Below are 15,123 nucleotides of genomic sequence, written 5' to 3' on the forward strand. Positions count from 1 at the left end.
AGGCTGTACAGATTTCAGTATCGCAGACACTAATGTTTTGCCAGCGTCCCTTGGCTTACATGGTTAGGCAGACAGACTGAACAAACACCTGTTTGGCAAACGCTATTGTTTGCAAACGAACTTTGACAACGATTAGGAACCACCATGGCAAATACCGCACAAGCGCGCAAACGCGCTCGTCAAGCAGTCAAGCAAAACGCTCACAACTCGGCTCAGCGTTCGACCCTGCGCACCGCAATCAAGGCAGTGCGTAAAGCGATCCAGGGCGGCGACAAAGCTGCTGCTACCGCAATCTTCCAGGCATCCGTGTCGACCATCGACAGCATCGCCGACAAGAAAATCATCCACAAAAACAAGGCAGCTCGCCACAAGAGCCGTCTGGCCGCTGCTCTGAAGGCACTGGCAGCCTAATTGCGCCGGCGGCGTTCGCGCCGCTGTGCACCAGGCAGGATGAGGCAGGAAACCCGCATGGCGCAAGCCATCGCGGGTTTTTGTGTTTTGTGCGCGCCTTAGCGCGGCGCCGGCAACTGCTCCACCTTCATGCCGGGCGTGATGTGGCGCTGGCGGAACCAGCCCACATTCATCTGCAGCGCATAGCGCACCGGCTGGCCGCTCGCGGAGCAGTGGCTGTCCAGCGTGTTGGCGCGCATGTTTTCGATATTGACGATGCGCCCGTCGGCGCCGATAAACGCCACCGACAGCGGCAGCGGCGTATTTTTCATCCACAGGCAGTGCGCGCCAGCCCGGTCGAACACCAGCAGCATGCCGCTGTTGGCCGGCATGGCGTCGCGGTGCATCAAGCCTTGCCGGCGCTGTTCCTCGGTGGCGGCCAGTTCCGCGCTGATGCGGTGCCCGCCCGCGCTCAGCTGGACGCTGCCGGGCGGCTGGACCGGTTGCTGGCTGGATGCCGGCGCGGGGGCCGCTGCCGCCAGCAGGGCGGCGCATCGCAAGATGGTCTGCATGCCGCCGCTCAGCGTGGCTTCAAATCGCGCGGCGCCACTTCCATCCACTCGCCCGGCATCAAGGGGTGGCTGGCCAGCGAAATGCCGCCTATGGCGCTGCGCACCAGCCGCAGGGTAGGGTGGCCGATGGCCGCGGTCATGCGCCGCACCTGGCGGTTCTTGCCTTCCTGCAGTGTAATCGCCAGCCACGCCGTCGGCGCGTCGGCCCGGCTGCGGATGGGCGGATGGCGCGGCCATAGCCAGCCCGGTTCGGCAATGCGCACCGCCTGGCACGGCTTGGTGGTGAAATCGCCCAGGTCGAGCGGCGCCTGCAGGCGCGCCAAGGCGGCCGCGTCCGGCACGCCTTCCACCTGCACCAGGTAGACCTTGGCCTCCTTGCGCTCCGGGTGGGCGATCTCGTGCTGCAGCTTGCCGTCGTCGGTGAGCAGCAGCAGGCCTTCGCTGTCGGCGTCCAGCCGGCCGGCCGGGTACACATTGGGCACCTTGACGTAGTCCGCCAGCGTTTCACGCTCCGGCTGCGGGGAAAACTGGCACAATACCTGGAATGGTTTGTTGAATAAGATTAGCGGCATAGACGAATTGTACCGTGCGCCCGGCGAAATACTGGTGCATAATGTGAAACACACGTCTTATGTCTTATAGAAGACCTGCTTACCTGGACTTGCCCACTATTTCGGAGATCACGATGTTTCAACATATCAAAGTTCCTGCTGACGGCCAGAAAATCACCGTCAACGCCGATTTTTCCCTGACCGTACCCGACAATCCCATCATCCCCTACATCGAAGGCGACGGCACCGGCGTGGACATCAGCCCGGTCATGATCAAGGTGGTGGACGCGGCGGTGGCCAAGGCCTACGACGGCAAGCGCAAGATCAGCTGGATGGAAATCTACGCCGGCGAGAAGTCGACCAGCGTGTACGGTCCGGACGTGTGGCTGCCGGAAGAGACGCTGCAAGTGCTGAAGGACTACGTGGTTTCGATCAAGGGCCCGCTGACCACGCCAGTCGGCGGCGGCATCCGTTCGCTCAACGTGGCGCTGCGCCAGGAGCTGGACCTGTACGTCTGCCTGCGCCCGGTGCGCTACTTCAAGGGTGTGCCGTCGCCGGTGCGCGAGCCGGAGAAGACCGACATGGTGATCTTCCGCGAAAACTCGGAAGACATTTACGCCGGCATCGAATACCAGGAGGGCAGCGAAGGCGTGAAAAAGCTGATCGACTTCCTGGTCAAGGAAATGGGCGTCAAGAAGATCCGCTTCCCGGACACCTCGGGCATCGGCATCAAGCCGGTGTCGCGCGAAGGCACCGAGCGCCTGGTGCGCAAGGCCATCCAGTACGCGATCGACAACGACAAGCCATCGGTGACCATTGTCCACAAGGGCAATATCATGAAGTACACCGAAGGCGGCTTCCGCGACTGGGCCTACGCGCTGGCGCAGAAGGAGTTCGGCGCCCAGCTGATCGACGGCGGTCCATGGTGCAAGTTCAAGAATCCGAAGACCGGCCGCGACATCATCGTCAAGGACTCGATCGCCGACGCCTTCCTGCAGCAGATCCTGCTGCGCCCGGCCGAGTACAGCGTGATCGCCACCCTGAACCTGAACGGCGACTACATCTCGGACGCGCTGGCCGCGCAAGTGGGCGGCATCGGCATTGCGCCGGGCGCCAACCTGTCCGATTCGGTGGCCATGTTCGAAGCCACCCACGGCACCGCGCCGAAATACGCCGGCAAGGATTACGTGAACCCGGGTTCGCTGATCCTGTCCGCTGAAATGATGCTGCGCCACATGGGCTGGACCGAGGCGGCCGACCTGATCATTTCTTCCACCGAAAAAGCCATCGCCTCGAAGAAAGTCACGTACGACTTCGCGCGCCTGATGGAAGGTGCGACCCAGGTGTCGTGCTCCGGCTTCGGCGACGTGATGATCGAAAACATGTAACGCCAACCGTGCAGTTGGCAGGGCCCCGCACTCCCAGCGAGTGCGGGGCCTTTTTCATTGGTGTATGCTGATGCTACAGAACAACAGAATACAGGAGCGATTCATGCAGTGTCCATTTTGCGGCGAAGGCTCGCTGGTGCACCAGACCAGGGACATGCCGTACACCTACGACGGCGAATCGACCGTCATCCCCAATGTGACGGGCGACTTCTGCGGCGCCTGCGGCGAGTGCGTATTCACCGACAGGGAAAGCAAGCGCATCGGCGATGCCATGCTGGCATTCAACAAGGCCGTGAACGCGAGGAACGCGGCGGCGTAGCGGGCCCGCCACGGCAAAAAAAAACCCCACGATTGCGGGGTTTCTTACTTCCAAAAAAGCTATTGCTTACATCGACTGGATGTTGGAAGCTTGCTTGCCTTTAGGGCCTTGGGTGACTTCGAACTGAACTTTTTGACCTTCTTTCAGGGTCTTGAAGCCATTCATGTTGATCGCGGAGAAGTGTGCGAACAAATCCTCGCCGCCATCATCAGGAGTGATGAAGCCAAAGCCTTTGGAGTCATTGAACCACTTAACGGTACCAGTTGCCATAAAAAAAACTTTCAATAAAAACGAATCACACGAGCCATAAAAGCAAGAAGCTTCCTGCCCCCTCCTCGACGCCTCACTTCTTATCAACATGTACATTTCTGCACAAGTCGATATCGCATTGTTGGCGGAACAATTTTTAATGTCAAGCGCTTTCGAGGGGCTATTAGTATTTTTCTTGCAACAGCCGCACAGCCCGTCTAAAAAGCCACTCTTGATTTTGCCGCGACGGTCGCCATCTGCGCCAAGTCGGGAAAACGCGTAAGATGGAATACAAATGGATTTACATCCATAAAGCACGTTGCAACAACACCGAAAGCATTAGAATATAAGCGTATGGCAACCAAGCATGATACCGAACAGCTGCTGGAACGGCAGACGCTAAAACCGCCTCCCCTGTATCAGGTGGCGTTGCTGAATGACGACTACACCCCGATGGAGTTCGTGGTGGCCATCATTCAGGAGTACTTCAACAAGGACCGTGAGACGGCCACCCAAATCATGCTGAGCGTGCACCGCTACGGCAAAGGCGTGTGCGGCGTCTTCTCGAAGGATATCGCGAGTACCAAAGTGGAGTTTGTATTAACGCATGCACGCAAGGCAGGCCATCCCCTGCAGTGTGTGATGGAGGAAGTATGATTGCGCAGGAACTGGAAGTAAGTTTGCACATGGCGTTTGTCGAAGCACGGCAGGCACGGCATGAATTCATCACGGTAGAGCATCTGCTGCTGGCGTTGCTGGACAATCCGTCGGCAGCCGAAGTGTTGCGTGCGTGCGCGGTCAACATCGAGGACCTGCGGAAAACCCTGACCAACTTCATCGGCGATAACACGCCGACCGTGCCGGGCACGGGCGAGGTGGATACCCAGCCGACGCTGGGCTTCCAGAGGGTGATCCAGCGCGCCATCATGCACGTGCAGTCCGCTTCCAACGGCAAGAAGGAAGTCACCGGCGCAAACGTGCTGGTGGCCATCTTCGGCGAGAAGGATTCGCACGCGGTCTACTACCTGCACCAGCAGGGCGTGACCCGCCTGGACGTGGTCAACTTCATTTCGCACGGCGTGCGCAAGGACCAGCAGAGCGACGCCGCCAAGGCTTCGGAAGGCGTGGAAGAGGGCGCCCCCGGCGCCGAGGGCCAGCAGAAGGAAAGCCCGCTCGACCAGTTCACGCAGAACCTGAACAAGGCCGCCGCCGACGGCAAGATCGATCCGCTGATCGGCCGCGAAGAGGAAGTGGACCGCGTGATCCAGATCCTGTGCCGCCGCCGCAAGAACAATCCGCTGCTGGTGGGCGAAGCCGGCGTGGGCAAGACCGCCATCGCCGAAGGCCTGGCCTACCGCATCACGCAAAGCGACGTGCCGGAAATCCTGCAGAACGCCGTGGTCTACTCGCTGGACATGGGCGCGCTGCTGGCCGGCACCAAGTACCGCGGCGACTTCGAGCAGCGCCTGAAGGCCGTGCTCAAGCAGCTCAAGGACAACCCGAACGGCATCCTGTTCATCGACGAGATCCACACCATCATCGGCGCCGGTTCGGCGTCGGGCGGCACGCTGGACGCGTCCAACCTGCTCAAGCCGGCCCTGGCCAACGGCCAGCTGAAATGCGTCGGCGCCACCACCTACACCGAGTTCCGTGGCGTATTCGAGAAGGACCACGCGCTGAGCCGCCGCTTCCAGAAAGTGGACGTCAACGAGCCTACCGTCGAGCAGACCGTGCAGATCCTGCGCGGCCTGAAGTCGCGCTTCGAGGAACACCACGGCGTGAAGTACTCCGCGTCCGCCTTGTCGACCGCAGCCGAACTGGCGGCCCGCTTCATCAATGACCGCCACCTGCCGGACAAGGCCATCGACGTGATCGACGAGGCCGGCGCCGCGCAGCGCATCCTGCCGAAGTCCAAGCAGAAGAAGACCATCGGCAAGGCCGAGATCGAGGAAATCATTTCCAAGATCGCGCGCATTCCGCCGCAAACCGTCAACCAGGACGACCGCAGCAAGCTGCAGACCATCGACCGCGACCTGCGCAACGTGGTGTTCGGCCAGGACCCTGCCATCGACGCGCTGTCGTCCGCCATCAAGATGGCGCGCGCCGGCCTGGGCAAGACCGACAAGCCGATCGGCTCCTTCCTGTTCTCCGGTCCGACCGGCGTCGGCAAGACCGAGGTGGCCAAGCAGCTGGCCTTCATCCTGGGCATCGAGCTGATCCGCTTCGACATGTCCGAGTACATGGAGCGCCACGCCGTGTCGCGCCTGATCGGCGCGCCGCCGGGCTATGTCGGTTTCGACCAGGGCGGCCTGCTGACCGAGGCGATCACCAAGAAGCCGCACGCCGTGCTGCTGCTGGACGAGATCGAGAAGGCGCATCCGGACATCTTCAACATCCTGCTGCAGGTGATGGACCATGGCACGCTGACCGACAACAACGGACGCAAGGCCGACTTCCGCAACGTGATCATCATCATGACCACGAATGCGGGCGCCGAGAGCTTGCAGAAGACGTCGATCGGCTTCACCACCACCAAGCAGGCGGGCGACGAGATGGCCGACATCAAGCGCATGTTCACGCCGGAGTTCCGCAACCGCATCGACGCCACCATCAGCTTCCGTGCGCTGGACGAGGAAATCATCCTGCGCGTGGTGGACAAGTTCCTGATGCAGCTGGAAGAGCAGCTGCACGAGAAGAAGGTGGAAGCCGTATTCACCGAGGCGCTGCGCAAGTTCCTGGGCAAGAAAGGCTTCGATCCGCTGATGGGCGCGCGCCCGATGTCGCGCCTGATCCAGGACATGATCCGCAAGGCGCTGGCCGACGAGCTGCTGTTCGGCCGCCTGGTGTCCGGTGGCCGCGTCACGGTGGACCTGGACGAGAAAGACCAGGTCAAGCTGGAGTTCCCGGAATCGGACGCCGCACCAAGCCCGCCGCCGGAAACCGTCGAAGTGGAATAAGACCCGAACCCGCCTCCGTGGCGGGTTTTTTTTCGTCCGGCTTGCCTTGCCTTTATTGGCTGGCTTGCAGCCAGTCCAGCATCAGCTGCGCCAGCGCGGCGGGCTGCTCGAGCGGAATCAGGTGCCCGCTGCGCTCGACCACTTGCAGTCTGGCGGCGGGAATGCCGTCGCGCAGTTCCTCGGCCTCGGCCAAGGAGCGCAGCTGGTCTTGCGCGGCCGCGATTACCAGGGTAGGGCAGGCGATGGCGCCCAGCCGTTCCATGTCGCCGCGTTCCAGCAGCGACTGGCGCAGGAACACGTCGCGTCCCAGCCGCGCGCCCATGGCGCGCACGCGCTCGACCAGCGCGGCGTTGCCAGCCTGGTCCGGGTGCAGCGACGTGACGATGGCGCCCTTGCTGAGCCCACGGAACGGCCCCTGCGGCGTATTCCGGGCCGCCTTGGCGCGTTGTTCGCGCGTGGCCTGCGAGTCCGGCCGGCTGGAGGTGGCGACCAGAATCAGCGACTGCACCCGTTCGGGCGCCAGCCGCGCGATCTCGCGGGCGATGTAGCCGCCCATGGAAAAACCGGCCAGCACGAGGCGCGGCGGGCTGGCGGCCAGGATGCGGCGCGCCATTTCTTCCACGGCGCCGCCTTCGCGCAGGCTGCCGTGGATGATGGGCCGGTCCACGCCAAGCAGCGGCAGCACGTCGTCCCACAGGGTTTCATCCAGCATGTAGCCGGGGATCAGGAGCAGCGGTGTCATAAGCTTGAGAGGAGTTTGAACTGGGCTGCGCGGCGGCGGGATACTTCCACTGCCGGGCCGCCCTGCAGCACCAGATCGAGCCCGCCTGCGTCGTTCGGGGCCACGCTGCGCACACAGTCCAGGTTGACGATGTGGCGCCGGCTGGCGCGGAAGAAGCGCTGCGGATCGAGCTTCTCCTCCAGCTGCGTCAGGGTGCGCAGCATGAGCGGCTGCTGGCCATCGAAGTAGACGCGCGTGTAATTGCCTTCGGACTCGAATAAACGGATATCGTGCAGCGCGACGAACCAGCAGCGCTCGCCGTCCTTGATGAAGATCTTGTGCGGCGCCGGCGGTTCCGTGGGGGCGGCAGGCATCGCCGCCGCCCCTGCTGCGGCCACTGCCGCCGCAGCCTGCCTGCGCTGGGCCGCGCGTGCCAGCGCAGCCGCCATGCGCGCCGGCTGGATGGGCTTTTGCAAATAGTCCAAAGCATTCACCTCGAACGCCTGCAACGCAAATCGGTCGAATGCCGTCGTGAAGATCACGTCCGGTACATTGTCCAGCGAGGCCAACAGATCGAAACCGCTGCCGCCGGGCATCTGCACGTCCAGCAGCAGCAGGTCGGGCCGCAGCGCCGCGATCTGCGTTACGGCATCGGCCGCGCTGACCGCCTCGCCTACGATCTCCATCACCGGATGCGCGGCCAGCAGGCGGCGCAGTTCGGCGCGCGCCAGGCGTTCGTCGTCCACCAGCAGTACGCGCATCAGGCAGCCTCCGGCAGTGTCAGCCTGGCGCGCACACAGCCGCCGGTTTCAGACAAGTCGAGGCTGGCGCCTTGTCCCACCGCCAGCGCCAGCCGCTTGCGCGCGTTGTTCAGCCCGACTTGCGTGGAATTGCTGAACTGGCGCAGCGCGCCTGTGTTGGCGATCTCGATCAGTATGCAGCCTCCCGCGCGGCGCGCGGTGATGGTAATGTCGCTGCCCGTGGTGCTGCTCTCCACGCCATACTTCACGGCGTTCTCCACCAGCGTTTGCAGCGCCATCGGCGGCACCTGCACCGCCTCCAGGCCGGCGTCGATGTGCACGCTGGCGCGCAGGCGCTCCTCGAAGCGTATCTGTTCGATCGCCAGGTAAGCCTGCACCGCCTCCATTTCCGCAGACAGCGGGACGGTGCCGGTCTGGCCGGATTGCAGCGCATAGCGCATCAGGCTCGCCAGCTGGTCTATCATCCGCGCCGCCGCGTCGCGATCCTCGTAGATCAGGCCGCGCACGCTGTTCAGGCTATTGAAGAAGAAGTGCGGATTGACCTGCGCCTGCAAGGCGCGCAGTTCCGCGTCCTTGCCACTTACTTCCAGCCGCAGCGCCTCCGCCTCGAAGCGCGCCGCACGGCCGATAGCTTTGACCATCAGATAGAAACCGGTCCAGCTGATGAAGACCAGCGCCCAGAAGGTCAGCGCCATCGGCAGGAAGCCATAGTTCGCCGGCGACGAGTTCTGAATCAGCCTGATGCCCAGTGTGACGCTAGCCGCTTGCAGCGGCGAGAGCACCAGCGCCGGCAAGGCGAACATTTGCCAGCGAATGCGCGGCGTGTGCCACCCTCGGCGCTTGAAAAACCAGCGCCAGCCATGCGAGAGCAACAGGCCGCTGGCGGCTGACCAGACGGTGGTCAGCACCACGCCCTTCATGTGCAGCGTCCAGCTATAAGTGGCCAGTACAAACAACAGGATGCACAGCCAGCCGATCAGCTGAAGTGTCCAATACCAGTTAAGGCGCGTGGGCCAAGGGCGGGTAGCGTGGTCCATTATTTTTGATTCAAAAATTGGTCGATGCGAGCATACATCCATTCTGGATCGTCGTACATGATGAAGTGGCGCGCAGTGTCGGTCAGCTCGAATTTCACGTCGGGCAGCAGCCGGTACTGGCCTTGGTACATGGCTTCGATCGCGCTGCGCGGCAGCATGCCCTTGTGGGCCGCCCAGCCGGCCAGCACCAGCGTCGGCGCAGTCACGCGCGCCAGGTCCGGACGCAGGTCATGCGACAGCATCTGGTACATCGAGGTCGCCATGGCCTTGCGGTCGGACTTCTGGCCCCAGCCCACGATGCGCTCGACGTCCGCGGCGGAACTCGCCATGGTGCCCGCCGTGCGGCGCTGCTGCGTTGCGAATGAAGCATCGTCCGCCTGCAGGGTGCGGTCGCGCGCTTGCGCAGCCACTGCCTCCAGCTGCTCCGGCGTCATGTTCGGCATCTGCGTGGCAGCCAGTGCTGGCAACATGTCCACCACCACCACGCGGCCCACTTGCGCCGGGTGGTCAGCCGCGAGCTTCAGCGCCAGGTAGGCGCCCATGCTGTGCCCGATCAATACCGGCTGTTCCATCCTGTGCTCGGCGATATAGTCCGACAGCTGTTGCTCGGCCGCTGGCAGCAGCGGCGCCTCGATGGCGGGCGTGCCCGCGAAGCCGGCCAGCGTCAGCACATGGCACTGGCGCTTGGCGCAGAAGCGCTGCACGGTGCCATCCCACACCTCGCCAGGGGATGCCAGGCCCGGAATCAGGATCACGGGTGCGCCGCTGCCGGTGACCTTCACGTTGAAGGCGGGATGGCTGGCAGCTGTGGCGCCTATGGCGGGCAGCAGCGCCGCGCAGGTGAACAGGGTGCGGGAGATCAGGCGTTTGAACATGGTGTCGTTCCTTGTGAGTGGTGGCAATGGAGACCATGCTACCGGCGCCCCGCCGGGGCAGCCACGGCCTTGGGATGAGCGGTAAAAATTGAGGATGAACGGCGTGGCGGGGTAGTGTATATTTGCCAACCAGGTATTGCCATGTTCCCAACCACCGAGCGAGCCACACTTGAAACGACACAGTCTCAGAACCGCCATTGCCCCGCTGGCCGCCGCCAGCGCCATGCTGATCGCACAATCCGCCGCAGCGCTTCCCAACACCGGCGACACCCGCATGCTGAGCGAGCCGGCCGTATCGGCGCGCCACATCGCCTTCATGTACGCGGGCGACCTGTGGCTGGCCAACCTGGACGGCAGCGCGCCGCGCCGCCTGACCTCGGACGTGGGCGACAAATCCAATCCCGTGTTCTCGCCGGACGGCAAACTGCTGGCCTACACCGCGCAGCTGGACGGCAATGCCGACGTGTACGTGCTGCCGGTGGAGGGCGGCGTGCCCAGGCGCCTGACCTACCACCCCGGCCCGGATGTCGCGCAAGGTTTCGCGCCGGACGGCAAATCCGTCCTGTTCACCTCCCCGCGCGCGGCATTCAACAACCGCTACCGCAAGCTGTTCACGGTGCCGGTGAATGGCGGCGTGGAGACCGAACTGGAGATCCCGAACGCCGCGCGCGCTGCCTATTCGCCGGATGGCAAGCGCGTGGCGTACAACCCGTTCTCGCCCGCGTTCACGCAGTGGAAGCGCTATCGCGGCGGCACCAACTCCATCCTGTGGCTGTACAGCTTCGGCGACAAGTCGGTGGAAAAAATCCCGCAGCCCGCGACCCATTCCAACGACGTCGATCCGGTGTGGCTAGGCGATACGGTCTACTTCCGTTCCGACCGCAGCGGCGAATTCAACCTGCACGCCTACGACCTGAAAACCAAGGCCGTGCGCCAGGTCACCAACCACCGCGACTTCCCGGTGCTGAACATCGCTGCCTCGGGCAACACGCTGGTGTACGAGCAGGCCGGTTATCTGCACACGCTGGACCTTGCCGGGGCCAAGGCGAACAAGCTGACCGTCGGCGTCAGCACGGACCTGGGACTGTCGCGCGAGCGCTGGGTACGTGGCGCCAAATACATCCGCAACGCCTCCATTTCCCCGTCCGGCGCGCGCGTAGCGTATGAGTTCCGGGGCGAGATCGTCACCATTCCGGCCGACAAGGGCGACGTGCGCAACTTGACGCAGAGCTCGTCGGCGCACGAACGCAACCCGGCCTGGTCGCCAGACGGCCGCTCGGTGGCGTACACCTCCGACGCGTCGGGCGAGTATGAACTGCACATCCGCCAGCAGGACGGCAAAGGCGCGGCGAGAAAATTCAAGCTCGCCGGCGCCGGCTATTACGACAACCTGGTGTGGTCGCCCGACTGCAAGAAGATCGCCTACACCGACAACGCCTGGACCATGTACGTGCTGGACGTTGCCACCGGCGCGACAAAAAAGGTGGCCGCCGAGCCGCTGTACGGCGTGAACAAGACTCTGCGCGCAGCCTGGGCGCCCGACTCGCGCTGGATCGCCTACACGCTCAATTCGATGAGCTACACGCGCTCCGCCTACATCTACTCGCTGGAACAGAATAAATCGTACGCGGTGACCGACGGCCTGTCCGATGTGGCCAATCCCGTGTTCGACAAGAGCGGCAAATACCTGTACTTCTTCGCCTCCACCAACGCCGGCCCAAGCAACAACTGGTTCTCGCAGCAGAACGAGGACAACCTGGTCACGCGCACCATCTGGATGGCGGTGCTGCGGCGCGACCTGCCGTCGCCGCTGATCAAGGAAAGCGACGAGGAGAAGGGCGCGCCGCCATCGGCCCCGAAAGAGCCGGAGAAAAAAGACACGGCGAAGGACGCGGCCAAGGCCGCCAAGGCCGAAGCCGAAGCGGCCGAGCCGCCCAAGGTTGATCCGAAAACCGGGCGCGACGACCCGAAGGTGGCGCTGGCCGTGGTGGCCCCGATTTCCATCGATTTCGACGGTATCGAAACCCGCATCATCGATCTGCCGGTGCCCGCCGCGCAGATCTCCGAGCTGGAAGCCGGCGCCGCCGGGCAGATCTTCTTCATGCGCGAGGCGGACGGCAAGAAGGCGGTGCAGCGCTTCGACCTGAAGGACCGCAAGGCGGAAACCCTGGTGGCGGAAGTGGATGGCTACGACATCTCGGCGGACGGCAAGAAGCTGCTCTACAAGCACAAGGAAAACTGGGTGATGGGTTCGGCCACCGGCAAGATGCTGCCGGCCGGCGAAGGCCGCATCAAGGTCGACAACATTGAAGTGAAGGCCGAACCGCGCGCCGAGTGGGTGCAGATCTTCAATGAAGCATGGCGCATCAACCGCGACTTCTTCTACGACCCCGGCATGCACGGCGTGGACTGGAACAAGATGCGCGACAAGTACGCCGCCTTCCTGCCCGACCTGTCCAGCCGCGCGGACCTGAACCGCCTGATCCAGTGGATGTGCAGTGAACTGGCGGTGGGCCACCATCGCGGCGGCGGCGGCGACAACTTCGTCGAAAGCCGCGCCGTGCCGGGCGGCCTGCTGGGCGCGGACTACGAGATCGCCAATGGCCACTACCGCTTCAAGAAAGTGTACGGCGGCTTGAACTGGAACCCCACGCTGCGCGCGCCGCTCACCGAGCCGGGCCTGAACGTGAAGGCCGGCGAGTACCTGCTGGCGGTGGAAAGCCGTCCGCTGCTGCCGCCGACCAATCTGTACAGCGCGTTCGAGAACACCGCCAACAAGGCCATCGACATCACCGTCGGCCCCAATCCGGACGGCAGCAAGTCGCGCACCATCACCGTGGTGCCGGTGGCGAACGAGGACGCGCTGCGCAACCGCGACTGGGTGGAAGGGAATATCCGCAAGGTGCACGCGGCCACTAACGGCCGCGTGGCCTACGTCTACGTGCCGAATACGGCGGGGCTGGGCCACACCTACTTCAAGCGCTACTTCTTCCCGCAGGCCGACAAGGACGCCGTCATCATCGACGAGCGCTTCAACGGCGGCGGCAGCGTGGCCGACTACTACATCGAGATCCTGCAGAAGAAGGAGATCGCGTGGTGGACCATGCGCTACGGCGCCGACATGAAGACGCCGTCGGCCTCCATCCAGGGCCCGCGCGCCATGCTGATCGACGAGACGGCCGGTTCCGGCGGCGACCTGTTGCCGTGGATGTTCCGCAAAAACCAGATGGGACCTTTGATCGGCAAGCGCACCTGGGGCGGGCTGGTGGGCATTCTCGGCTTCCCGGTGCTGATGGACGGCGGTTTCATCATGGCGCCCAACCTGGCGTTCTGGACGCGCGACGGCGGCTGGGGCGTGGAGAACGAGGGCGTGGCGCCGGATATCGAGGTCGAGCAGACCCCGGCACTGGTGATCGCGGGCCGCGATCCGCAGCTGGAGAAGGCGATCGAGGTGATCAAGGCCGAACTGGTGAAGAACCCTCCTGTGCGTCCGGTGCGTCCGGCCTTCCCGGACAAGAGTAAATAGCCGGCGGCTGCGGTGTTGATTGGCGGGTTGCGCGGCGGTAGGGCGGCTTGGCGCCTGGCGCGTAAGCCGCCTGGGGGAGGCGCTAGCTACCCTGCTCGGCGCGCAGGCGGCGCCAGAGGGTGGTGCGGCTGATGCCGAGGTAGTCGGCGGCGGCGTCGCGGCGGCCGCCGAAACGTGCGAGAACGGCGCTGGCACTTTCCTGGCTGCCAGTGCCGCCCGCCGACGCGGCGGGCGACGGCAAGAGGCCGCTGGCGGCTGCCAGGGCCGCTCCGGCGCCTGCCGCCGCCATGCTGGCGCTGCCCTGCAGCTCGGGCGCGACGCCCAGCACGAAACCTGGAGTGAGCGCCTGCAGCGGCTCGGCCGCCAGGAACAGCGCCAGCCGTTCGGTCAGGTTGCGCAGTTCGCGCACGTTGCCCGGCCAGCCGTAGCCCAGCAGCAGCGGGGCGCAGGCGCTGATTTCGGCGTGCAGATTGGGATGCGGCCGCGCGCCCAGCGCCGCCAGCGCGTTCTTCAGCGACCACTCCGCCAGCGGAACGATATCGTCCGCGCGCTTGCGCAGCGGCGGCAGCGCCAGGCGCAGCACCGCCAGCCGGTAGAACAGGTCGGCGCGGAAGCGGCCTTCGCGCACACGCTGCTCGAGGTCGCAGTGGGTAGCGCTGATGATGCGCACGTTGATGGCGATCGGCCGCGTGCCGCCGACCCGCACCACTTCGCGCTCCTCCAGCACCCGCAGCAGGCGCGTTTGCAGCGCCAGCGGCATTTCGCCGATTTCGTCCAAAAACAGCGTGCCCCGGTTGGCCGCTTCGAACAGTCCCGCGTGCCCGCCGCGCCGCGCGCCGGTGAACGCGCCTTCCTCATGCCCGAACAGTTCGGACTCCAGCAGCGACTCGGCGATGGCGCCGCAATTGACCGCCACGAAGGGCCGGTTCGCCCCCAGCGCGCGCGGCGCTTCGCGGTGGATGGCCTGCGCCACCAGTTCCTTGCCGCAGCCGGTCTCGCCCTGGATCAGCACCGTGGCGGGTGACTTCGCGTACAGCACCACGGCCTGCCGCGTCTTTTCCATCGCGGCCGATTCGCCGCGCAGATCGTTCAGGCCATGGCGCGCGCGCAGCGTGTCCGCCACCACGCCCACGCGGCTGCGCGCGCGGTTCGCCTCGAGCTGGGTCAGGCGCGCCATTTCCAGTGCGTCGTCGAAGGCGCGCCGGATCGATGCGGCGGAGTACATGAACACCGCCGTCAGCCCGGCTTCCTCGGCCAGGTCGGTGATCAGCCCCGCGCCGACGATGGCGCGCACGCCGGACGCCTTCAGGTCGTTGATCTGGGCCCTTGCATCCTCTTCGGTGGCGTAGGTGCGCTGCGCCACGTCGAAACCGAAGGTGGCGGTAAACTCGGCCAGCTCGGTCATCTTGTCCTGGTAGGTGATGACGCCGATGCGTTCGGACACCCGCCGCGCGCGCGCCAGTGCCTGCATCACGTCGAAACCGCTGGCCTTGGCGATCACTACCGGCACCGACAGCCGCCCCTTCAGGTAGGCCGCGTTGGAGCCGGCTGCGATCACCGCGTCGCAGCGCTCCGTGGCCATGCGTTCGCGGATGTGGCGCGCCGCCTCGTCGAAACCGAGGTTGATCGGTTCTATCGTGGCCAGCTCGTCGTATTCCAGCGTGATGTCACGGAACAGCTCGGACAGGCGCGACACGGCCACCGTCCAGATTACGGGTTTGTCGGCGGCATCGAAGGGCGGGGGAGAAGCATGGCGCATGTTTCAATTGTAGTCCAT

The 15,123-nt window shown here is 64.4% G+C and carries 14 protein-coding genes; 6 read left to right on the forward strand and 8 right to left on the reverse strand.

Annotated elements, in window-relative coordinates:
- The first annotated feature begins 144 nt into the window (after positions 1-144).
- Positions 145-411, forward strand: a complete 267-nt coding sequence (gene rpsT, locus AC6H42_RS02080; RefSeq protein ID WP_056402684.1) for a 30S ribosomal protein S20 — start codon at positions 145-147, stop codon at positions 409-411.
- A gap of 98 nt (positions 412-509) precedes the next feature.
- Here the strand turns inward: rpsT and AC6H42_RS02085 are convergent, their stop codons facing one another.
- Both AC6H42_RS02085 and AC6H42_RS02090 read right to left on the reverse strand, forming a co-directional pair.
- A complete protein-coding gene (locus tag AC6H42_RS02085; protein WP_057158772.1) occupies positions 510-962 on the reverse strand; it encodes a DUF192 domain-containing protein in 453 nt (150 codons plus the stop codon).
- 8 nt (positions 963-970) lie between these two features.
- Complete coding sequence (locus AC6H42_RS02090; protein WP_057158771.1) at positions 971-1,534, reverse strand: pseudouridine synthase; 564 nt, start codon at positions 1,532-1,534, stop codon at positions 971-973.
- A gap of 113 nt (positions 1,535-1,647) precedes the next feature.
- Here AC6H42_RS02090 and icd point away from each other — a divergent pair, with 113 nt between their 5' ends.
- Entirely contained in the window at positions 1,648-2,901 is a 1,254-nt protein-coding gene (gene icd, locus AC6H42_RS02095) for an NADP-dependent isocitrate dehydrogenase (protein WP_497547313.1), read from the forward strand.
- Between the two features lie 103 nt (positions 2,902-3,004).
- A complete protein-coding gene (locus tag AC6H42_RS02100) occupies positions 3,005-3,220 on the forward strand; it encodes a type II toxin-antitoxin system MqsA family antitoxin (protein ID WP_057158769.1) in 216 nt (71 codons plus the stop codon).
- Positions 3,221-3,286: 66 nt separating this feature from the next.
- Here AC6H42_RS02100 and cspE read toward each other — a convergent pair whose 3' ends face one another.
- The gene (gene cspE, locus AC6H42_RS02105; protein ID WP_056403455.1) at positions 3,287-3,490 is read right to left on the reverse strand and encodes a transcription antiterminator/RNA stability regulator CspE; all 204 of its coding nucleotides are present in this window, start codon (positions 3,488-3,490) and stop codon (positions 3,287-3,289) included.
- 333 nt (positions 3,491-3,823) lie between these two features.
- Between cspE and clpS the strand changes: the two genes are divergently transcribed.
- Together clpS and clpA are read left to right on the forward strand one after the other, a co-directional pair.
- Positions 3,824-4,126, forward strand: coding sequence for an ATP-dependent Clp protease adapter ClpS (clpS, locus tag AC6H42_RS02110; RefSeq protein ID WP_056402670.1), 303 nt, complete (start codon positions 3,824-3,826; stop codon positions 4,124-4,126).
- Positions 4,123-6,426 carry an ATP-dependent Clp protease ATP-binding subunit ClpA gene (gene clpA / locus AC6H42_RS02115; protein WP_057158768.1) on the forward strand — a complete coding sequence of 768 codons (2,304 nt, stop codon included), beginning with the start codon at positions 4,123-4,125 and terminating at the stop codon, positions 6,424-6,426. The genes clpS and clpA overlap by 4 nt, the downstream gene beginning before the upstream one ends.
- A 52-nt stretch (positions 6,427-6,478) precedes the next feature.
- Here clpA and AC6H42_RS02120 read toward each other — a convergent pair whose 3' ends face one another.
- Genes AC6H42_RS02120 through AC6H42_RS02135 form a run of 4 tightly spaced genes read right to left on the reverse strand, consistent with a single transcriptional unit; the run spans position 6,479 to position 9,820 of the window.
- A complete protein-coding gene (locus AC6H42_RS02120) occupies positions 6,479-7,168 on the reverse strand; it encodes an alpha/beta fold hydrolase (RefSeq protein WP_497547314.1) in 690 nt (229 codons plus the stop codon).
- Entirely contained in the window at positions 7,165-7,908 is a 744-nt protein-coding gene (locus tag AC6H42_RS02125; protein ID WP_057158766.1) for a LytR/AlgR family response regulator transcription factor, read from the reverse strand. The genes AC6H42_RS02120 and AC6H42_RS02125 overlap by 4 nt, the downstream gene beginning before the upstream one ends.
- The gene (locus AC6H42_RS02130) at positions 7,908-8,945 is read right to left on the reverse strand and encodes a sensor histidine kinase (protein ID WP_057158765.1); all 1,038 of its coding nucleotides are present in this window, start codon (positions 8,943-8,945) and stop codon (positions 7,908-7,910) included. The genes AC6H42_RS02125 and AC6H42_RS02130 overlap by 1 nt, the downstream gene beginning before the upstream one ends.
- The gene (locus AC6H42_RS02135; RefSeq protein WP_057158764.1) at positions 8,945-9,820 is read right to left on the reverse strand and encodes an alpha/beta fold hydrolase; all 876 of its coding nucleotides are present in this window, start codon (positions 9,818-9,820) and stop codon (positions 8,945-8,947) included. Before AC6H42_RS02135 ends, AC6H42_RS02130 begins: the two co-directional genes overlap by 1 nt.
- A gap of 169 nt (positions 9,821-9,989) precedes the next feature.
- On the opposite strand from AC6H42_RS02135, the gene AC6H42_RS02140 reads away from it, so the two are divergent.
- Positions 9,990-13,346, forward strand: a complete 3,357-nt coding sequence (locus AC6H42_RS02140; RefSeq protein ID WP_200954127.1) for a S41 family peptidase — start codon at positions 9,990-9,992, stop codon at positions 13,344-13,346.
- An 82-nt stretch (positions 13,347-13,428) separates the two neighbouring features.
- Here AC6H42_RS02140 and prpR read toward each other — a convergent pair whose 3' ends face one another.
- Complete coding sequence (gene prpR, locus AC6H42_RS02145) at positions 13,429-15,105, reverse strand: propionate catabolism operon regulatory protein PrpR (RefSeq protein WP_497547315.1); 1,677 nt, start codon at positions 15,103-15,105, stop codon at positions 13,429-13,431.
- Positions 15,106-15,123: the final 18 nt, after the last annotated feature.

The sequence above is a fragment of the Massilia sp. NBRC 108631 genome (genome assembly GCF_059704565.1).